Origin of the sequence: Nitratireductor aquibiodomus (assembly GCF_900105565.1) — a bacterium.
In the GTDB taxonomy this organism is placed as follows: Bacteria; Pseudomonadota; Alphaproteobacteria; order Rhizobiales; family Rhizobiaceae; genus Nitratireductor; species Nitratireductor aquibiodomus.
The window spans coordinates 1,390,557-1,410,134 of the sequence record NZ_FNSL01000001.1 but is presented as its reverse complement, the minus strand read 5'-3'; the positions used below and the strand labels follow the sequence as shown (position 1 = coordinate 1,410,134).

The following is a 19,578-nucleotide window of genomic DNA, read 5'->3' as shown; positions in this document are numbered from 1 at the left end:
GCTCACCGGTATGACGGAGCGGCATCATGCCCTTGATCCCGTTGGAAGATCTGTCCGCCATGCTTGAGGGCATTTATCGCGGGAAAGTCCTACCAAAAGGATAATGGGCCGGCTTAATTTCGGGGGATGTGACTTTTTTCGGATAGACGCCGTCAAGCTTACACGAATGAGCGGACAAGGCTGCCGACGAGCAGGTTCCAGCCGTCGATCAGGACGAAGAACAATATCTTGAACGGAAGAGACACGACCGTCGGTGGCAGCATCATCATGCCCATCGACATGGTGATGGTCGCGACGATGAGATCAATGACGAGGAAGGGCAGCACGATCAGGAAACCGATCTCGAAACCGCGCCTGATTTCCGAAATCATGAACGCGGGCACCAGCACCCGCAGGTCTGCTGTTTCCACCGTTACGTCGATGTCGATGTTGCCGCGTTCGGCTGCGAGATCGGCAAAGAGAGCGAAATCCTTCTCGCGGACATTGTTTACCATGAAGCCGCGGAACGGCTCGGCGATACGCTGCACCGCATCCTCTTCGCTGATTTCATTGTTCATCAGCGGGCGTATTCCTTCGGCCCAGGCACGGTCGAAGGTCGGGGCCATGACATAGAAGGTCATGAACAATGACAGGCTGATCAGGATCAGGTTGGCCGGTGTGGTCGGCAGACCCATGCCCGCGCGCAGGATCGAGAAGGCGATCACGAAGCGGGTAAAGCTCGTGACCATGATCAGGATACCGGGTGCAACGGAAAGAACCGTCAGCAGACCGAACAGCTGGATGATCGTGCCGATGGTTGAGCCATCGGCACCTGTCAGCGCGCCAAGGTCGATGGATTGAGCTGCCGCAGCGGATGGAAACAGCGCGCTGGCGGCCAGAAGAGCAAGTCGTCTCATTCGAACAGCAGGGCCCTGAACAGGATTTGTTTGACCGCGCCTTCGCTGCGGATACTGGCGCGCTCTGCAAGATCGGAGCGCAGATGCTGGAGACCGCTGGCCGTTTCCACCTGACGCAGTTTCACCGTGCGCAGATAGGCGAACAGGTCCTGATGGATGGCGGCTGCAACCACGGGATCGGGTTCGCCTTCAAAGACGAGGGAGAGCTCGGCCCGGACCCAGATCTCGCTTGGCTCGGCCAGATTGGTGGTGATCGGCTCCATCATGAAAATGCCGGGTTGCGCGTGCGCCGCACCGTCTTCTTCCATGGCGTGTTCGGCAGTTGTGGTTTCGGTCGCGGCGGCGGCAGCTTCCTCGGGGCCGCCCAATCTGCTCTGCAGATAGCCGCCGGCGAACCATGCAGCCCCGGCGGCAAGCGCCGACATGACCAGCAGCATCGCCAGCTGGACCACGAGGGACGGCCCTTTTTTCTCTTGTGGTTGCTGTTCAAGCAGCGCCATGCGTCTTCTGGCTCCGGCGTCGGGTTAGAATGGAAGCACCTGGTCGAGGAACTGCTGGCCGTAGGGCGGCTGCTGAACCTCGCTGATCCGTCCGCGTCCACCGTAGGAGATGCGCGCCTCGGCAATGCGCTCGTAGGAGATCATGTTCTGCGGGTCGATGTCGCTCGGCCGGACGATGCCCTCGATGGTGAGAATGCGCAGCTCTGCGTTGACGCGCACTTCCTGGGTGCCGCGAATGCGCAGGTTTCCGTTGGACATCACCTGTGTGACCACGGCCGCCACAAGAAGACGGATGTTTTCCGAGCGTTCTGTCTGTCCGCCCCCTGCGGTCGACGTGCCGGAGCCGATCTTGCCTTCTGCTGCGGCGGAAGAGCCCGCGCCGCCGATCGAATAGGAGCCGGAAAGGCCAAGACTGCGCGCCGCATCGCGGGAGCGCTCGGATTCGTTCTTGAAACGCGCCTTGTCGTTGATCGAGATTTCGACGGTCAGAATATCGCCGACATTGAGCGCGCGCGGATCGGTGAAGAGCCGACTCTGCTTGTCGTCCCAAAGAGAATAGCGCGTGAGCGCCGGGGCGGGGCGTTTTGGATAGTTGTAGGCCGCCATCACTTCCGGATCGATTGTGGCACCGACCTGAGTCATGGCCGGTTCCTTTCCGATCTCCTTCAGTGACTGTGAGCAGCCGGCGACGAAGACCAGCGGCAGGAGAAATACGGGCCGGAACGTCATGTCGGGTCCTCCGGACGCGCGGCGCTGGCGATGATGGTCGTCAGTGTCGCTGCGGATTTGCTGTTCATTTCATTGAGGATGATGCCCGCCGTGCGCGGTTCGAGCTTCATCAGGATTGCGGCGGCAAGCTCTACACGGACTTCCGCAAGGCGCTCGGCGGCAGCGTCGGGCCGCATGGAGGCGTAGATCTCCACAATGCCGGCCTCTGCCTGCGCCAGGAAGACGTTGCGGCGCTGAAGCCAGCCTTCATAGTCGGCGCGCTTCTGCTCAAGCGCGGCAATGCGTTCGTCCACTTCGCCCCTGAGCTTCTTCAGTTCCATGGCCTGGAGCGCATAGCGGCGGTCCCGCGCGGCGTCGGCAATATTGGCGCAGAAACGTTCCACCTCGTCCGGTTTCATGCTGGCAGGATTGTCTGCCGCCAGCGTATGGAGCGGCGCGATCTGTGTGGCGAAAACGAGACCGGCGAACGCGGCGGAGGCGGTTTTCTTCAATTGGGTCCGGCGTGACATACGGCGCACCTATTGCAGCACGAGTTCGGCCTGAAGCGCACCGGCGGACTTGATGCCCTGCAGGATGGCAATGATGCCATCGGGCTTCACGCCCAGCCGATTGAGGCCGGAAACGAGGGTTTGCAGATTGGGACCGTCCAGCAGGGCCACATTGGCATCGGGCTGGTCGGCTTCGATTTCGGTAAAGGGTTCGATCGCAGTCTCACCGCGCGAGAATGGCTCTGGCTGGACCACGCGCGGTGTCTCTGTGATGCGCACGGTGAGCGTGCCGTGGCTTATGGCAACGCGGGAGATGCGGACGTCATTGCCGATGACCACGGTGCCGGTGCGTTCGTCGACCACAACGCGGGCCGGGCCGTCGGACTCCACCATCAGGTTTTCGATTTCGGCGTAGAAGCGGGCGTAAGAGATGCCCTTCGGCCGGCGGATGCGGATCGTGCGGGCATCCTCTTCCTGGGCGAGCCGGGCACCGAAACGCGAGCCGGTATAGGTGTTGATCGCATCCGCAACGCGCACGGCTGTTGAGAAATCCGCATTGCGCAACTGCAGGACGAGGCTTGCGCTGTCGGACATGGACGCCTCGACCTTGCGTTCGATGATGGCGCCATTGGGCACGCGGCCCGAGGTCGGCACGCCCTGCGTCAATGTTTCTGCCTGCCCCTGGGCGCTGAAGCCGGAAACGATGACGGACCCCTGTGCCACGGCGTAAATCTCGCCATCGGCAGCGCGAAGGGGGGTCATCACCAGTGTACCGCCGGCGAGCGATGTCGCGTCGCCCAGCGAGGAGACGCTGACGTCGATCCGTGCGCCCGACTGCACGAAGGGCGGGAGGTTTGCGGTGACGATGACGGCGGCAACGTTCTTTGCGCGGGCGCGACCGCCTTCCGACGCGATGCCGAGATTTTCAAGCATCGCGCGCATGGACTGTTCGGTGAAGGGAGAGTTGCGCAGGCTGTCGCCGCTGCCCTGCAGACCGATCACCAGGCCGTAGCCGACAAGCTGGTTGTCGCGTGCGGCCTGCAGCATCGCAATGTCCTTGATGCGCGATGCGGCGCCGGCCGGCAGGGCCAGCGTCAACGCCATCAGGACTGAAAGGAAAAGGCGAGCCATCATATGGCACCGACCTGAACGCTTCCATCAGCCAGCACCACACCCGTGAAGGTGCGGCCGCTCTCGATGTTGCGCAACCGGATCATATCGCCGGCGGCACCCGCCTGAAGCGGAACCGCGCGCAGGGAAATGACGAGGGGACCTTCGCTGAAGGTCACGGTGACGGGGCTGCCGGTTTCCACCAGATAGGCCTCGCGCACATAGCTGATGGGTATGAGACGGCCTGGAAGCAGCGTGCGCCGGGCAACCTTGCCGTCAATGTCTTCCAGCATCCGGGCAATCGCCGTGTTGCCGCGTGGCGGGCGGCGCAGCACCACCTCGTCGAGCGCGTCGACGGAGATGGTTTCGCCGGGATAGATGACGCGGGTGGACACCACCGCCTGCTCCAGCGCTGCAGCCGGAAGGCCGGTCGCAACAAAGCTGGCCAGTGCGAGGATGAGCGCGGAGAGGAGGGGGTGCCGCTTCATGCGAACCTACCGGATCGACTGGGTGACGGTTGCAGCCATTTCATCGGCCGCGCGGATGACCTTTGAGTTCATCTCGTAAGCGCGCTGTGCCGAGATCAGCTCTGTGATTTCCTTCACGGGGTCCACATTGGAGCCTTCGAGATAGCCCTGCTCTATGACGGCGAAGCCCGGATCGCCCGGCACGCCCTGAATGGCGGCTCCAGAAGCGGGAGTCTCACGGAACAGATTGTCGCCAATCGGGTCGAGACCGGCTTCATTGGCGAAGTTGGCAAGCGTGAGCTGGCCCAGATCCTGAAGCTCTGCCTGCCCGTCGATCCGTGCAAAAACCTGTCCGGTCTTGTTGATCACGACCTCCACGGCATCTTCGGGAATGACGATTGCCGGGTTCACGTTGTAGCCCTGGGTGGTGACGAGCTGGCCTGTTGCATTGGTGTTGAAGGAGCCGGCGCGCGTATAGAGCGGCTCGCCATCAGTGCCTTCGATCTCGAACCAGCCCTTGCCGACCAGCGCGACATCCAGCTTGTTGCCGGTGTTGTTCATTGGCCCCTGGATATGCAGGTTGCGGACAGCCGCGGCCTTGACGCCGAGGCCCACATTTGCACCCTCCGGCACGATGGCCTGGTTGGCGCGGCTGGGAACGCCCTGCATGCGCTCGGTCTGATAGAGCAGGTCCGAGAACTCGGCGCGGGCGCGCTTGAAGCCGGTCGTGTTGATGTTGGCGATGTTGTTGGCGATGACTTCAAGATTGAGCTGCTGGGCGCTCATGCCGGTGGCGGCGATCGACAGGGCTTTCATGAATCAGGCTCCTCAGATGGCCATGCGGCTGATGTCGAGATAGGCAGTGACGAGCTTGTCGCGGACGGCGATCGCCGCCTGCAGCGCCTGCTCGGCACTCATGACGGCATCCACCACTTCGCGGGTTTCGGCTTCGCCCTGAAGTGCCTTCAGCGAAACGCCCTCGGCGTGGTTGAGCCTTGCCATGGTGTTGGCGGCTGCTTCGCCCAGCATGGCGCTGAAGGCTTCTCCGGTTTCGGAGGCGGGGGCCTGGCGTGCCGGCTGGACACCGGTGGCTTGCGTCAGTGTCGAAGGGGCAATGCTGCCGACTGGAGGAATCATGACTGGCTCCGCATCAAATCAATGGTCATGGAAATGAGTTCGCGCGCCTGCTTGATGACCTGCAGGTTCGCTTCGTAGCCGCGATTGGCCTCGCGCATGTCGGCCATCTCGATCAGCACGTTCACATTCGGCATCTTGACGTAGCCGCGCTCGTCCGCCGCCTCGTGGCCGGGGTTGAACTCAAGGGTGAACTCGGCGGGATCGCGGGCGACCGATCCGACCTCGACGACGCTGCCGCCGATATTGCGGTCGAGCTCGGCGACGAAGCTGATCGTCTTGCGGCGATAGGGATCTCCGCCCGGAATGTCGCTGGTGGACTTGGCGTTCGCCAGGTTTTCCGAAACCACCTGCATGCGCTCGGACTGTGCCTGCAGGCCGGATGCGGCGACTTTCAGGGATGCGGAAAGCGGGTCCACGGATTATCCTCTCGACGTGTTCATGAGCATGCGGTGAAAGGCCTTGACGATGGCCGTGTTGAGCTCGAACGAGCGGCGAACCTCACCTGCATTGGCCAGTTCGTCTTCCATTTTCACCGTGTTCTCCGAGGGCAGGACTGCCGGGTCCTCGGTGCTTCCGACGGCGAAGGAAGCGTTGGTCGCGCCAAATTGCAGATGGTTCGGATTGGTGCTCTTCAAAGCCACCCGCGAGCCGTTCAGAACATTTTCGAACGGCTCGACCTCAAGCGCCCTGTAGCCGGGCGTGTTGATGTTGGCGACATTGCTCGCCACCGTCGTCTGACGGACGGAAAGCCATTTCGCCTGCTGGGTGGCGAGATCGAACAGGTTGACGGGCTGCATCAGGCAGGTCTCTCAGTCTATGCAAACATCCTGAATGGCACTTTAGGCAGCCAGTCTTGTGCGGGCCTTACGTCCCGTCTTCGGCAGATAGCTTGATCACCAGTTCGCGCGTCGTGATCATTTCCCACTGCCCGTTTTTCCAGACGATCTGGGCGACGCGACTGCCATCCGGCAGGCGTGAGCCGCGCTGGACCAGCCAGTAGCCGTCTTCATCTTCGATCATGGCGCGCCCCCCGACCGCGTGCACCAGGCGGAAGCCCGGCTCATCGCCAGGGAAGGGTTGATCCTCGAGCGCCCCGGTCGGTGTGCGGCCAACCGTGCCGGTGGAGGTGTAGTCGACCTGTGGCAGCGGGATTATCTGGGAGGGAATGCGTGCGCCAACCAAGGCAGGCAGAGCCTCGCGTGACGGCCCCTGCGGGGAGGGGCGGCCGGCAAATGTCATGGGGCGAACGCCAAACTGTTCCTGATTGAAGAAGATATACCATGGAAACATGGCACAGACGGCGGCGAGCCCGAGGCCACCGAGCATGATCATCCAGTCACTCCGGCTGCTGCTCGGCTTGTGCAGGGCGCTCGCCTTTTGAAGGCGACGCGGAAGAAATGCGGATCGTCGGGAAGGCGGAGGAGCCTCGACAACGGGTGCGGCGGTCGGGTTCGGTTCGGTTCGCCGCCCGTCCGGCAGTTCAAGACTGGCCAGTTTCAGCGTCATTGTACCGGTTCTCCGGCTTTCAGTTTCATCGCCAGATCCGTGAAGGGATCAGTCGAACGTGGATCGTTCGGCGACTGGGTGAGGGCATCGTAGATCAGCGGTATCTGACGCACGGCCTGATCCAGCTCGGCATCGTTTCCGGGCTGGTACGCGCCGAGCAGGCGAATGTCGCGTGTGTCCTCAAAACGGGCGATCATGGAGCGTAGCCGGGTTACGAGGCGTTTTTCGTCGGGTTTCCAGGCGCGATCGGCAAGGCGCGAGATAGAGGCCAGCGGATTGACGGGTGGAAAGCGTCCCTGTTCTGCAATGGCGCGGTCGAGCACGACATGACCGTCGAGAATGCCACGTACGGCGTCGGCAACCGGGTCGTTGTGATCGTCGCCGTCGACAAGGACGGACAGTATTGCGGTGATGGAGCCGCGGCCGGTTTCGCCGGGCCCGGCGCGTTCGAGCAGGCGTGGCAGTTCCGTGAACACCGAGGCAGGATAGCCGCGCGCCACGGGTGGCTCGCCAGCGCCGATTGAGACCTCGCGCAGGGCATGGGCAAAGCGCGTGATGGAATCGAGAATGAGCAGCACCTTGTCACCGCGATCGCGAAAGTATTCCGCGACGCTCATGGCTGTATCCGGCGCGCGCCTGCGCATCATGGCGCTTTCGTCGCTGGTGGCGACCACAGCCACCGATTTGGCCATGCCCTGCGGTCCGATTGTATCTTCGAGGAATTCACGGACTTCACGCCCGCGTTCTCCCACCAGCGCGATCACCACCGTGTCGAACGCATCCGCGTTGGCCAGCATGGATAGAAGCGTGGACTTGCCGACACCGGAACCGGCGAAAACACCGAGCCGCTGCCCATGGCAAAGCGGGGTGAAGATGTCGATGACCCGAACGCCCGTTCGGAACGCTTCTGAAACCCGCTGCCGCTGCATGGCCGGCGGCGTGACGGGGGCGAAGCCTGAGGCCGGAGGTGCGCCAGTGGGAGCGGGTTTCCCATCGGCGGGCCGGCCAAGGGCGTCGACGACCCTGCCGCGCCACGACGGGGCGGGCGCGAGATCGAGTTGTCCACGGTTGAACACGGCTTCGCCGAGACCGACGGAACCGGCTTCTTCGTAAGGCGCGACGAGAACACCATCCTGCGTGATGCGCACCACTTCGCCCGCGCCGGCAATGCCGCCCTTGCGATTGCGCCGCGATACCAGGTCTCCGAGCCTTGCCGTTTCCGACAGGCCGCGCACGCTATAATGCGTGGGAGAAACTTCGCTGACGCGCCCGCCATGCCGGACGAGAAAACGCTCATCGCCCGCGATGCGCCGATGGGCTTCTTCCAGTGCTGTGAGCACGGTTTCCCTCGGCGGTGGGGCTGGCACTGCGGGTTCTGTCACGGCTTCACTCATGCGCCCAGCAGTTTGATGGCATCTTTCAGCGCGGTGTCGCTATCGCTCATCAGCGCCGAGACGTGTTCAAAGGTGCGCTGCACCTCAATGAGGTTCATCATTTCGAGAACCGGATTGACGTTGGCTTCTTCCACGAAACCCTGCGCCACGCCGACATCCGGCTGGTCGATCACCGGCTGCGCATCATTGGCAACGAAGCCGGAGTTGCCGAACCGCGCATAGTCCTGCGAGGGAGCGAAGGCGTAGAGGCCAATGGCGCCGACCAACTGGCCATTCTGGCGCAGCGTGCCGTCGGCGCTTGCCTCCGGCGGTCCGGCAAGGGGATCGAGCAGCAGCGGCGCGCCGCCGGCGTCGAGCACCGGGTGCCCGTCTATGCTGACCAATTCGCCGGTCTCGCGCATGGTGAAGCGCCCGTCACGCGTGACGACGGTCCCGGCCGGTGTCTCCAGCGCGAACCAGGCATCGCCCTGTACTGCGAAGTCGAAAGGGTTTTTCGTTTCACGCAGGCCGCCTGCATGGATGGCGATGCTGGGCGTGCCGGGTGCGGCAAAGGAAACCGAATCCGGACCGTCGCCATTGACCATGTCGCGGAAATTCACCGATGTGGCGCGAAAGCCGACCGTACCGGCATTTGCGACGTTGTCGGCCAGTGTCCCAAGGCGCTTTTCAAGCGCCACCTGGGAGGACAGGGCGACGTAGAGTCCGGTCTGCATTGGGTCTCTTACCTCTTCAACTGCGCAATGGTGAAAAGCATGTCGGTGGAGATGCCGAACTCCGCCGGCTGACTGAACAGCGCGGCGATGGAGGTCTGCTGGGAGCTGGTCGGGTTTTCAAGCTCCCACATGGTGGTGAAGCGCTTCAGAAAGTCCTCCAGCTTCTCCGGATCCCGAAAATCCGCGATGTCAATGCGCTCCCTGATCATCTCGACCTGCTTGTCGATGTCGGCCTGGGCCAGCGCTGGGGGGAAACCGAGCGCGGTGCGCACCACCTGGGCGATGGCCTTGTCAGCGAGCAGTTCGTAGTAGGAACGGAATTCGGGGGCCTTGCGCTGGAAATAGAGCGCCAGCCGCACGCCCTCGTTCTCCCTGCCTGCATCTTCTTCGAGCGTCTGGCGCACATAGCGTTCGACGGCGAGGTTGTTTGCGATGTTGTAGGTGGTCGCGTCTTCGCCGTAGCGGGCGAAATTGAAGGCTTCCGCGAGTGCCCTGTAGCGCTTGTCTTCGGTCTGGTTCGCAGGGCTTTCGGGATCATCGATGCCACCCTCCAGAACCGAACGCAGGAATTTGAGGTCGATCACTTCGTCCACCTCGAACCCATGCGCCATGAGCGCGAAGGTCAGCATGTCCTGGTCGCCCATGAGATCATCGACGGATTTGATGTCGGGTATTTTCGCCAGGTAGTTGTTGATGCTGCCGATCAGTGCGGGATCGTTTGGTGCCGTGCCGTTCTTGATCGCGCGTGTAAGATATTTGTCGACCGTTCCCTTCTGGGCCGGGTTGTAGTTGGTGGTGTCGACGCCACCGGCCGCAAAATTATAGGTGCGGGCAAATTCGACATAGCGCTTGTCGGTCAGCTTGTTGGCGAAGCTGTCGGGGTCGCTGATGCCCTCCTCCAGAACCTTCATCATGAACGCCTTGGCGTAGGCCATGTCGTCCAGCCCGTGTGCTTTCATGGCATAGCGAAAGAGGCGGTCGTCATTGACGAACTCCTCAATGGAGGTCACCCGACCGATGTTCTCCTGATAATATTCGGTCTCGCGCTGCACCATTGGCTGCGACTGCACGCGCTCCAGCGACCGCGACAAGTCGCGGTTGATGAGGTTGTAGCTCGTGAACGTATTGATCAAGGCGCACCCTCCGCCATCTTCGGTTGCGCAACCCTAATTCGCCTATCTTGCGCGAGGCTTTCGCGTGGACTTCCGGCATTCAAGCCTCACGCAAGCCACGACGGCTACACATGACGAAAGGCCTAAAAAGTAATGGCGGTATAGATGGGTATTCTTGTCGGACTGGTGGTAACGCTCGGCTGCGTGATCGGCGGCTATATGGCAATGGGCGGGCATGTGGACGTGCTTTTCCAGCCGTGGGAAGTGGTGATCATCTGCGGCGCGGCATTCGGCACGTTTCTGGTCGCCAACCCCATGTCGACCGTGAAGGACGCCGGCAAGGCCTGTGTGGAGGCTTTCAAGGGCGCGGTTCCGAAGGAAACCGAGTATCTGGAGACACTCGGTGTCCTGCACAGCCTGATGCGGGAACTGCGATCCAAGTCGCGCAGCGAGGTTGAAGCCCATATCGACAACCCGGAAGAATCCGCAATCTTTCAGACTTATCCGACGATCCTGAAAAACACGGATCTTACCAATTTTATCTGCGATTACTGCCGTATCATCATTATCGGCAATGCCCGGCCCTTCGAGATCGAAGCGTTGATGGATGAAGAAATCCAGACCATCCGGCGTGACAAGCTGAAGTCATACAATGCACTTGTCGCCGTCTCCGAAGGACTGCCGGCGCTCGGTATCGTGGCTGCCGTGCTGGGCGTCATCAAGGCCATGGGCGCGATCAACGAGTCGCCCGAGATACTGGGTGGCCTGGTCGGTGCCGCGCTTGTGGGTACCTTCCTCGGCATCTTCATGTCGTATGCCGTGGTCGGCCCGATCGCGACCAAGATCAAGATCGTGCGCGAAAAGAAGAACCGGCTCTACGTCATCGTGAAGCAGACGCTGCTTGCCTACATGAACGGCTCGCTGCCGCAGGTGGCGCTTGAGTTCGGCCGCAAGACCATTTCCGCTTATGACCGGCCGACGATCGATGCGGTCGAGCAGAGCACCATGAATGCCGGTGGCGAAAAGCAGGCCGCGTGATGCAGCAGGATCAACGGAGTAACAGTCGATCATGGCGCTGACGGAAGACCCAGAACTGATGCGTGCGCTGGTCGTGGAGCGGCTGGTGGGTGCCACCGGAGATCCGCGAAAGGTGGTCGAGGCGGCGCGCTCCTGTGCGACACGGGCCCTGCCGCGCGTGATGGAAAGCCTGGAAGAGAAGCTGCCGACACCGATTGCGGTGGATCTGGTTGATGTGGAGATCGTGCGGCTTGCGGACCTGAAGCCCCAGCCCGATTGCTGCGATGCGCTGGTGGTCGTTCCCGGAGAAGTTTCCGGAGACGCGCTGACCATGCGGCTCGACCCCACGGCCATTTCCCTGCTCGTCGGTGCGATGTTCGGCGGCAATCCCGAGTTGCCGGCGGTTCCGGTCGAGCGCCCGCCTTCTGCCATCGAGCGCGATGTGGCGGCCCATGCTTTCGAGCTCTTCGCAAGGGCGCTGAACGGAAAAGGTGCCCGTTCTCTTGGCCTGCGGCTGCAGATGCCCACGGTGCTGGCGGGTGCGGATTTCCGCCGCTTCGTCGTGCGTGACGGTCCGGGTGTGCGGATACGGTTTGCCGTTGGCGGGGAAGAGCAGGGTGGCCTTTTGACCGCATGGATGCCGCAGCGGCTGCTGCTTGAAACACGCGACACCGAGGCGGAAGACAAGCGCCAGCAGAATGCGAAGGCGGCCGACTGGCACAACCGGTTCAGCGATGAGGTCATGCGCTCGAATGTGCGCCTCAAAGCAACCATCCCGCTGATGCGCATGGCGCTTGGACAACTCGCGTCGCTTCACGAAGGTCAGGTGATCGAGTTTGGCGACGGCGCGCAGCCTGAGGCGCGGCTCGCCGTGCGCGACAAGACGGTGTTCACCTGTGACTTCGGCAAGGCCGGACATCACTACACGGTGCGGATCAAACAGCCCTTCGACGCCCGCAAGGATGTCGTCGAGGGACTTCTGGCGCAATGATGTGCCGGAAAGGCGGTGAAGGAGAATGACGATGACGAATGCCGAGCCTGAGCCGCAGGAAAACGGCGAGGAAGAGCTCAACAAGGCGATTGAGGAGCTCAAGGACGTTCTTCACGAGGATGGTCCCGGGGCGCGTGAAAGGGTCGATTCCTTTTCGGGAAATCCAGACCTGGTCATGAGCATCCCGGTTGAGGTTCAGATTGTACTGGGCAGCGCCGAGATGCCGGTATCGCAGCTCATGGCCTTGAAGAAGGGTTCGACGGTGTCACTCAACCGGCGTGTCGGCGAACCGGTGGAGATCGTGGTGAACGGTCGACGCATCGCGCGGGGCGAGATCACGCTGGTCGATGACGATCCGTCACGTTTCGGTGTGAAACTGACTGAGATCGCCGGCAAGGCATCTGCTGAATAACGCGCATAACGGATTGCAGATAGAAAGGTCGGATCGGTCATGACTGAAGCTCTGGCTCTGACACAGGCACAGAAGGCAGCCACCATTCTCGTGGCCATGGGCAAGCCCTCGGCGGGGCGGCTCTTGAAGTTCTTCAAGCAGGACGAACTCAAGGCGCTCATGGAAGGGGCGCGCCTGCTGCGGACAATTCCGCAGGCGGAGCTGGAGAAAGTGGTCAGTGAGTTTGAAAACGAGTTCACTGAAGGCGCCGGCCTGCTGGATTCTGCGGACAGCATCGACACGATCCTCAATGAAACCCTTTCCGAAGAAGAGATGAACCTTCTCATGGGGCGCAATGCGCCGGCTGCCAGCGAGGCAGAGGAGGTCTGGGCGGAACTTGAGAAGCTGCCTGCTGAGGAATTGATCGAACTGATCTCTGCGGAGCACCCGCAGGTTATCGCGGCCATTCTAAGTGGTATCTCTTCGTCTATCGCGGCCAAGGTTCTGGTGAGCCTGGACAAGAACCTGCGGACCTCCGTCGTCAGCCGCATGGCCGCGACGGGTGAAATGCCGGTGCAGGCGAAGAAGCTTATCGAAAACCGCATGAGCGACCTTTTGCGCAACATGCGCGCGGGCAAGGATTCCGCTGTCGGACTCGCACGTGTCGCCTCGCTGCTGAACGAACTCGACAAGGATCAGGCGGACGAGGTCATTCACGATCTGGAGCTGACAGGCACAAGCGACGTGAAGGCGATCCGCTCGCAGCTTTTCAGCTTCGAGGAGATCGTGCTGCTCGATCAGAAGGCGCGTGTTGCGCTGTTCGACGGTTTGTCCAGCGAGCTTGTCACGCTGGCACTTCGAAACGCGCCGGAGGATACCGTGGAGGCTGTCCTCTCCGCACTGGGCCAGCGCACGCGCCGCATGATCGAAGCCGAGCTCAGCACCGGTTCGGAGGACGTGCAGGAGGCCGACATCATGCAGGCCCGCAGACGCATCTCCGCGAGTGCGGTTCAGCTCGCACAGCAGGGTAGTTTTGTCCTGCCCAGCATGCAGCAGCAGGAAGCCGCCTGACGCTTTCAGAAGGAGAAACCCGGCGCGCGGCGATCCCGGTGCCGGGCAGCCACATCTTCAATCGTCTGAGCGAAGGTCCTGATGGCGGAAGGTGCCGACAAGGAAAGCAAGACAGAAGAGGCCACGGAAAAGAAGATCCGTGACTCTATCGACAAGGGTCAGCTGCCTTTTTCCAAGGAGGCACCGGTTTTTGCATCCTTTCTTGCCATTCTGACATTCACAATCTTCTTCGCGCAGGACAGCGCGGTGCGGCTTGGCAGCTTCCTGTCCATCTTTCTTGAGCGGGCGGATGGCTGGTCGCTTGAAACACGCTCCGATGCGATGGCGATCTACCAGCTCGTTTTCATGGAGATCGCAAAGGTTGTCGGTATCGTCATGCTTCTGCTCGTGACGGCTGGCGTTGCCGCATCCGTCTTGCAGAACACGCCGCGCTTTGTGCTCGACCGAATCAAGCCGAAACTTTCACGAATCTCGCTGAAAGAAGGCTGGAGCCGGATTTTTGGGGCCAAAGGTTTCGTCGAATTTGCAAAATCAGTAGGAAAGATCATCGTTGCAGGTGGTTTTCTGGTTCTGGCGATGCGTGAGGCCGAGACCCGCCTCCTTGCGGGTATGATCACCAACCCTGTCGAGTTCACGTCCGTCATCCGCGACATCGCGGTTCAAAGTCTTGTGGTCGTGACCCTGGTGGTCGCGGTTATCGCAGTCGCGGATCTTTTCTGGTCGCGTCACCAGTGGCGGGTGGACCTGCGCATGACGAGGCAGGAGGTGAAGGACGAGCACAAGCAGACCGAAGGTGACCCGATCGTCAAGGCGCGGCTGCGATCGCTTGCGCGCGACCGCGCCCGTCAGCGCATGATGTCGGCTGTGCCTCAGGCGACGCTCGTGATCGCCAATCCGACCCATTTCGCCATCGCGCTTCGCTATCGGCGGGATGAAGATGCAGCGCCCGTTGTCGTGGCAAAGGGGCAGGATCTCATTGCGCTCAGGATCAGGGAGATCGCCACGGAGCACAACATTCCCGTCTTCGAGGAACCGGTGCTCGCGCGCTCCATGTACAAACAAGTTTCGGTTGATAATTTGATTCCGTCACAGTTCTACAAGGCCGTGGCGGAGCTGATCCGCCGCATCTACAGAACCGGTGAAAGACCGTAGTCAGCAGGGATACACTATGGACAAGCAGCCGCATTCGCCTGCTCGAGAAATTATCGTTGCCAACGCCATTCGCGCGGTGGCCAACGAGTTGCGTCTTATCGACGTGGCCGACTACATCGCTTTCATTCGGCTGGAGAGCCTGGCGAGCGTTGCGGATATCGTGGAGTCGGCTGCGGAACTGTATTTCATGCCGGGTACATTGCGGCTTGGCCATGGCTGCGACGCGCATGTGACATGGGGGGGAAGCCCTCGCATATCGCTTGACCTTGAGCTTCGCCCGCAGGGCGCGACGGTTTATTTCACGCTGGAACTGAGCGCTGACAATGCTGGTGTGGAGGTCAACTATGTGGCCTTCGACAACCCTTCAGACGACCCGGAAGCGAACTCGCGCTATCTCGCCGACACACTGCAGGCTTCGCGCATCGTGCGCACGGAAAGACCGTTGATCAACGGATAGCAGCGCGGGCACGTGGGCGGTTGCAGCCTCGTGTCCCTTGAGATGATGTTCAGAGGGTCCGGGACCTAATCGATGAGGCCTTTGCGCAGCGCCTTGGCAACCGCGTGGACACGATTGACCGCGTTCAGTTTTTGAGTGGTGTTTGCCAGATATTGATTGGCGGTGTGCACCGAAAGCCCCAGCCGCTTTGCAATTTCATCGCTGGTCAGGCCGTTCGCGGTGAGTTTCAGGCACTGGAGTTCACGCCTCGATATGGCCGGGCCGCTGGTTCCGCCGGGAAGCGGATCGTGCTCCAGAAACCGGGTGAAAAGGGCGTGACACCGGCTATGGAGATCGAGCAATGCGTCGCGCTCCAGGCAGATTCCTCCGCCGAGAAAGAAGATGGCACCATGATGCCGCTGGTCCGTTGCAAGCGGCAGTACCAGACCCCTTTCCCCCTCAAGCGGTGGAATCTCCTCCCAATGTACTCCAAAAGTCTCTTCCGGCATGGCGATGCCCCAGAGAAGCGGATGGAACGTTTCGGACAGCTTGTCCACAAAGCGCTTGCTTAATCGGCCGGCGAGTTCGAGAGCTTCAGCGTGGTTCTGCGTGTTCGCCTGCTCCAGACAGGGGGTAAGCCTTGGTTTCCCAAGACCATTGACCAGATAAAGATGAGACCGGACGGCGCTGATGCTTTCGGTGAGCTCCTGCAGCTCGACTGCCATATCCGAAAGCGTCATCGATCCACCGTTTTATATAAGGCCGTTGCGAATGGCCGTCGCAATTGCCATCGCGCGATTTTTCGCTGCCAGCTTGTGGATCGCGTGGGCGACGTAACTGTTCACAGTGTTCGATGACACGTTGATGATGAGCGAGACCTCATCGGCGGTTTTTCCTTCGGAAACCCAGTAAAGACATTCGCGCTCGCGCTCGGAAAGCGGCTCGCCGATCGGATTTGTCTTTGCCTTGTAACCGGAAAGCAGGTGGCACAGCCCCATCTGCAGGCGCTGGAGTTCCGTTGTGTCGAGTGCATCGGCCTCATCTGCCGAAATCAGGGCGACGTAGCGCTTCTTTCCCGAAGGGAGCTTGAGGAGAAAGACTTCCTGCTGTTGGTGAAGCGAAAGATGTGCAACCTCATCACAGGCGACGAGTGCGGCAAGCGCAAGCGGGTGCCAGCCGCGCGGCGCTGCACCGGGAAATGTGGAAATGGGACTTTCGACAAGGCGTGTGATGGCATTGAGGCCCACATCCTCGATAGTGTCGAAACTCCAGTTGGAGACCAGGATGCTTGCCATTCCTGTGGCGCTGTCAGGCGCAGCCTCGGCAATCAGGTAGGAAATGTTGTTGCCGGAACGGCAATAACCGCGCGCGAGGCTGGAGACGTCGCGCCGCGATGCGGCTTTGTACTGCCGGGCACTGCGTTTCTCTTTCGTCTCAGTCGCCATTCGGTCTCACCGCAGATCCGCACCGCCGGATGGCCGGTGCTTTAGGGTTCGCGGATACGCAATACGAGGCCCGCTATTTGCCCGCTCCAAGTGAGATAATGGTGAAAAGGTCGAAACCGTTCACTTCAAAACGGGCAGCACGAGAGAGCAGATCCGGTGTGGATTTTTGGCTGCCCCCCAGTCACCCGCTTATGGTTAGGTAAGCTTTCGATTCGGGTCAAGAAATCCTCAAATCGGTTAAAATGTGTCAGATATGGAGGAGCGAGCGTCCCTCTTCGGTGAAAAGATGCATCTTTTCCGGGGCCGCGGCGATGCGCAGCCGGTCGCCCTTGGCGTATTTCTGGACACCGGCCACCTTCACCACCACCGCGTCATCCACATCTTTCACATTCATGTAAACATTTGTCACTTCTCCAAGGCGTTCGACGAAGTGCACGTCGCCCTCGAAGAGGAAGTCGTCCCCCTCCGCGATCCGCATATCTTCCGGGCGCACACCGAAATGGACCGGCGCCCCGGAGAGTGTTTCAGGCGAGGGGATTGGCACCACGGTTTCGCGCCCGGCAAGGCTGACAACCGTCTCACCGCCCGTCTTCGCGATTCGTGCGGGCTGGATGTTCATGGCGGGCGAGCCGATGAAGCGGGCGACGAACAGGTTGGCCGGCTTTTCGTAGAGCTCGATCGGGCCTCCCACCTGTTCGATGCGGCCTGCCGACAGAACCACGATGCGGTCGGCAAGCGTCATGGCCTCCACCTGGTCATGCGTGACATAGATCATGGTGGTTTCAGGCATGGAGCTTTTCAGCTTGGCGATCTCGATGCGCGTGGCGACGCGCAGCGCTGCATCCAGATTGGAGAGCGGCTCGTCGAACAGGAACACTTTCGGATTGCGCACGATGGCGCGCCCGATGGCGACCCGCTGGCGCTGACCGCCTGAAAGCGCCTTTGGCAGCCGGTCAAGATAGGGCGTCAACTGGAGGATGTCGGCAGCCGCCTGCACGCGTTTGTCGATTTCCTCCTTCGGCGCTTTGGCAATCTTCATGCCGAAGGCCATGTTATCGTAGACCGTCATATGTGGGTATAGCGCGTAGGACTGAAACACCATGGCGATACCGCGCTGTGAGGGCGGTATGTCGTTGACGCGCTGGCCGCCTATGAACATGTCACCGCCGGTGATGTTTTCCAGCCCGGCGATCATCCGCAGCAGGGTGGACTTGCCGCAACCCGACGGACCGACGAAGACGACGAACTCCCCATCCTCGATCTTCAGGTCGATGCCGTGAATGACACGGGTTGCGCCGTAGCTCTTGTGGATGTCTTTCAGGTCGAGCGCCGTCATTGTCCCACTCCCCTGCTGCCGAACCAGTATCCATAGGCCGGCAGGTTCAATATGCCGTTTTCCGCGGCTCCGCTGCTTTCTGCGTCCTGCATGGTCGCGTATGCGCCAGCATCGAACGCGAGCTCAACCGGATGACCGGCCATGTTGATGGCCACCAGTATCGAATGCGCAGCCATGGAGCGTTCGAAGACGATAACGTCCTCGCCGGCATCGCGAAACGCAATATCGCCCTTGGCGAAGACCGGGTGACGGGCGCGGAAGGCAAGCGCCCGGCGATAATGAGCGAGGAGGGAGTTCGGCCCGTCCTGTGACGAGACTGCCAGATGGAGGTGCTCTGGCGGGACTGGCAGCCAGGGCTTTGCCGCCGAAAAGCCTGCATTGACCTGTGTTTCCGACCAGACCATCGGCGTACGGCAGCCGTCACGCCCCTTGAAGGTCGGCCAGAACTGGATGCCGTAGGGATCCTGCAGATCCTTGAAGTCGAGCACCGCTTCCGTGAGACCGAGCTCTTCCCCCTGGTAGAAGCAGACCGAGCCGCGCAGCGACAGAAGCAGTGTCGTCGTCATCTTCAGGAAGGCTTCGCGGTCATGCACCTGGTCGGCCCAGCGCGAGGCGTGACGGACCACGTCATGGTTGGAAAAACTCCAGCATGACCAGCCATCCGGAGCCTTCTTTTCAAAGGCCTCAAGGACGTCCCGAACGCGTTTCGGTGTGAGCGGTTCCTGCGAGAGGAAATCGAAGGAATAGCACATATGCACCTTGTCGCCGTCGCTCGTATACTCGGCGACGATATCGAGGCCACGCTGCGCGTCACCCACTTCGCCGACGGCCGTGGTACCGGGGAATTCATCCAGCAGGGCGCGGAAGCGCTTCAGAAACTCCAGGTTCTCCGGCTGGTTCTTGTCGTAGAGATGATCCTGGTAATTGTAGGGATTGACCGCCGGTGCGATGGAGGCGTTGCGCTCGTCCTGTTCAAGCGGCGGATTGTCTTCCAGACCGGCCGAGTGAACATAGAAATTGATCGTGTCGAGCCGGAAACCGTCGACACCGCGCTCGAGCCAGAAGCGCACCGAGTCGAGCAGTGCGTCCTGCACGTCCGGATTGTGAAAATTGAGATCGGGCTGGCTGGCCAGGAAATTGTGCAGGTAATACTGGCAGCGGCTCGTGTCCCACTGCCAGGCCGAGCCGCCGAAGATCGACAGCCAGTTGTTGGGCGGGCTGCCATCTTGCTTCGGGTCGGCCCAGACATACCAGTCGGCGCGCGGATTGATGCGGCTCTGCCGACTCTCCATGAACCACGGGTGCTGGTCGGAGGAGTGGGAGATCACCTGGTCGATCATGACCTTGAGGCCGAGCCGGTGCGCTTCGGTGATCATGGCGTCGAAATCGGCCAGCGAGCCGAACATCGGGTCCACTTCCCTGTAGTCCGATACATCGTAGCCGAAGTCGAGCATGGGTGATTTGAAGAAGGGCGAAATCCAGATCGCGTCCACACCGAGCGAGGCGATGTAGGGGAGGCGCTGCGTGATCCCCTTCAGGTCTCCGAGCCCGTCTCCGTTGGAATCCTGAAAGGAGCGCGGATAAATCTGGTAGATGACCGCGCCGCGCCACCAGTCGGTGTCTTCCGCATGGCGGCTGATGGCTCCGGGGGCATGTTCGAAGGGAACATCGTGCAGGACATTCATGG

General features: G+C 61.1%; 24 protein-coding genes. 6 read left to right on the top strand and 18 right to left on the bottom strand.

Features of this window, described 5'->3' with window-relative positions:
* Positions 1 to 158: 158 nt before the first annotated feature.
* The 14 genes from fliP to BLW55_RS06715 all read right to left on the bottom strand — a co-directional run bounded on the left by fliP (position 159) and on the right by BLW55_RS06715 (position 10,073).
* On the bottom strand, positions 159 to 896 hold the full coding sequence (gene fliP / locus BLW55_RS06780; RefSeq protein WP_090327711.1) for a flagellar type III secretion system pore protein FliP: 738 nt from the start codon (positions 894 to 896) through the stop codon (positions 159 to 161).
* The gene (locus tag BLW55_RS06775) at positions 893 to 1,396 is read right to left on the bottom strand and encodes a flagellar basal body-associated FliL family protein (RefSeq protein WP_090327708.1); all 504 of its coding nucleotides are present in this window, start codon (positions 1,394 to 1,396) and stop codon (positions 893 to 895) included. The genes fliP and BLW55_RS06775 overlap by 4 nt, the downstream gene beginning before the upstream one ends.
* 24 nt (positions 1,397 to 1,420) lie before the next feature.
* A complete protein-coding gene (gene flgH / locus BLW55_RS06770) occupies positions 1,421 to 2,125 on the bottom strand; it encodes a flagellar basal body L-ring protein FlgH (protein WP_090327706.1) in 705 nt (234 codons plus the stop codon).
* Positions 2,122 to 2,634, bottom strand: a complete 513-nt coding sequence (locus BLW55_RS06765) for a MotE family protein (protein WP_090327703.1) — start codon at positions 2,632 to 2,634, stop codon at positions 2,122 to 2,124. The genes flgH and BLW55_RS06765 overlap by 4 nt, the downstream gene beginning before the upstream one ends.
* 9 nt (positions 2,635 to 2,643) lie before the next feature.
* A complete protein-coding gene (locus BLW55_RS06760; RefSeq protein ID WP_090327700.1) occupies positions 2,644 to 3,747 on the bottom strand; it encodes a flagellar basal body P-ring protein FlgI in 1,104 nt (367 codons plus the stop codon).
* Positions 3,744 to 4,211 (bottom strand): flagellar basal body P-ring formation chaperone FlgA, encoded by a 468-nt coding sequence (flgA, locus tag BLW55_RS06755; protein ID WP_090327698.1) that lies wholly within the window; start codon positions 4,209 to 4,211, stop codon positions 3,744 to 3,746. Before flgA ends, BLW55_RS06760 begins: the two co-directional genes overlap by 4 nt.
* A gap of 6 nt (positions 4,212 to 4,217) precedes the next feature.
* Positions 4,218 to 5,006 carry a flagellar basal-body rod protein FlgG gene (flgG, locus tag BLW55_RS06750; protein WP_007008631.1) on the bottom strand — a complete coding sequence of 263 codons (789 nt, stop codon included), beginning with the start codon at positions 5,004 to 5,006 and terminating at the stop codon, positions 4,218 to 4,220.
* Positions 5,007 to 5,018: 12 nt separating this feature from the next.
* Positions 5,019 to 5,327, bottom strand: a complete 309-nt coding sequence (fliE, locus tag BLW55_RS06745; RefSeq protein WP_007008632.1) for a flagellar hook-basal body complex protein FliE — start codon at positions 5,325 to 5,327, stop codon at positions 5,019 to 5,021.
* Positions 5,324 to 5,743 (bottom strand): flagellar basal body rod protein FlgC, encoded by a 420-nt coding sequence (gene flgC, locus BLW55_RS06740; RefSeq protein ID WP_090327695.1) that lies wholly within the window; start codon positions 5,741 to 5,743, stop codon positions 5,324 to 5,326. Before flgC ends, fliE begins: the two co-directional genes overlap by 4 nt.
* A gap of 3 nt (positions 5,744 to 5,746) precedes the next feature.
* On the bottom strand, positions 5,747 to 6,124 hold the full coding sequence (gene flgB / locus BLW55_RS06735) for a flagellar basal body rod protein FlgB (protein ID WP_007008634.1): 378 nt from the start codon (positions 6,122 to 6,124) through the stop codon (positions 5,747 to 5,749).
* A gap of 67 nt (positions 6,125 to 6,191) precedes the next feature.
* Positions 6,192 to 6,833 (bottom strand): hypothetical protein, encoded by a 642-nt coding sequence (locus tag BLW55_RS06730; RefSeq protein WP_090327692.1) that lies wholly within the window; start codon positions 6,831 to 6,833, stop codon positions 6,192 to 6,194.
* Complete coding sequence (gene fliI / locus BLW55_RS06725) at positions 6,830 to 8,227, bottom strand: flagellar protein export ATPase FliI (RefSeq protein ID WP_090327690.1); 1,398 nt, start codon at positions 8,225 to 8,227, stop codon at positions 6,830 to 6,832. Before fliI ends, BLW55_RS06730 begins: the two co-directional genes overlap by 4 nt.
* The gene (flgF, locus tag BLW55_RS06720; RefSeq protein WP_007008637.1) at positions 8,224 to 8,940 is read right to left on the bottom strand and encodes a flagellar basal-body rod protein FlgF; all 717 of its coding nucleotides are present in this window, start codon (positions 8,938 to 8,940) and stop codon (positions 8,224 to 8,226) included. Before flgF ends, fliI begins: the two co-directional genes overlap by 4 nt.
* An 8-nt stretch (positions 8,941 to 8,948) precedes the next feature.
* A complete protein-coding gene (locus tag BLW55_RS06715; RefSeq protein WP_090327688.1) occupies positions 8,949 to 10,073 on the bottom strand; it encodes a DUF1217 domain-containing protein in 1,125 nt (374 codons plus the stop codon).
* A 144-nt stretch (positions 10,074 to 10,217) separates the two neighbouring features.
* On the opposite strand from BLW55_RS06715, the gene motA reads away from it, so the two are divergent.
* The 6 genes from motA to BLW55_RS06685 all read left to right on the top strand — a co-directional run bounded on the left by motA (position 10,218) and on the right by BLW55_RS06685 (position 15,131).
* Complete coding sequence (motA, locus tag BLW55_RS06710) at positions 10,218 to 11,090, top strand: flagellar motor stator protein MotA (RefSeq protein ID WP_007008638.1); 873 nt, start codon at positions 10,218 to 10,220, stop codon at positions 11,088 to 11,090.
* Positions 11,091 to 11,121: 31 nt separating this feature from the next.
* A complete protein-coding gene (locus BLW55_RS06705) occupies positions 11,122 to 12,060 on the top strand; it encodes a FliM/FliN family flagellar motor switch protein (RefSeq protein ID WP_090327685.1) in 939 nt (312 codons plus the stop codon).
* Between the two features lie 25 nt (positions 12,061 to 12,085).
* On the top strand, positions 12,086 to 12,472 hold the full coding sequence (fliN, locus tag BLW55_RS06700) for a flagellar motor switch protein FliN (RefSeq protein WP_025029096.1): 387 nt from the start codon (positions 12,086 to 12,088) through the stop codon (positions 12,470 to 12,472).
* A gap of 39 nt (positions 12,473 to 12,511) precedes the next feature.
* A complete protein-coding gene (locus BLW55_RS06695) occupies positions 12,512 to 13,522 on the top strand; it encodes a FliG C-terminal domain-containing protein (protein WP_007008641.1) in 1,011 nt (336 codons plus the stop codon).
* 81 nt (positions 13,523 to 13,603) lie between these two features.
* Entirely contained in the window at positions 13,604 to 14,674 is a 1,071-nt protein-coding gene (gene flhB, locus BLW55_RS06690) for a flagellar biosynthesis protein FlhB (RefSeq protein ID WP_065815711.1), read from the top strand.
* A 16-nt stretch (positions 14,675 to 14,690) separates the two neighbouring features.
* Positions 14,691 to 15,131 (top strand): hypothetical protein, encoded by a 441-nt coding sequence (locus tag BLW55_RS06685; RefSeq protein ID WP_007008643.1) that lies wholly within the window; start codon positions 14,691 to 14,693, stop codon positions 15,129 to 15,131.
* Between the two features lie 65 nt (positions 15,132 to 15,196).
* Here the strand turns inward: BLW55_RS06685 and BLW55_RS21025 are convergent, their stop codons facing one another.
* The 4 genes from BLW55_RS21025 to bglA form a co-directional block, all read right to left on the bottom strand.
* On the bottom strand, positions 15,197 to 15,850 hold the full coding sequence (locus tag BLW55_RS21025) for a helix-turn-helix transcriptional regulator (protein ID WP_090327681.1): 654 nt from the start codon (positions 15,848 to 15,850) through the stop codon (positions 15,197 to 15,199).
* 12 nt (positions 15,851 to 15,862) lie between these two features.
* Complete coding sequence (locus BLW55_RS06675) at positions 15,863 to 16,555, bottom strand: helix-turn-helix transcriptional regulator (protein WP_090327680.1); 693 nt, start codon at positions 16,553 to 16,555, stop codon at positions 15,863 to 15,865.
* Between the two features lie 247 nt (positions 16,556 to 16,802).
* Positions 16,803 to 17,891, bottom strand: coding sequence for an ABC transporter ATP-binding protein (locus tag BLW55_RS06670; RefSeq protein WP_090327677.1), 1,089 nt, complete (start codon positions 17,889 to 17,891; stop codon positions 16,803 to 16,805).
* Positions 17,888 to 19,576 (bottom strand): beta-galactosidase BglA, encoded by a 1,689-nt coding sequence (bglA, locus tag BLW55_RS06665; protein ID WP_244509007.1) that lies wholly within the window; start codon positions 19,574 to 19,576, stop codon positions 17,888 to 17,890. The genes BLW55_RS06670 and bglA overlap by 4 nt, the downstream gene beginning before the upstream one ends.
* Between the last annotated feature and the right edge of the window lie 2 nt (positions 19,577 to 19,578).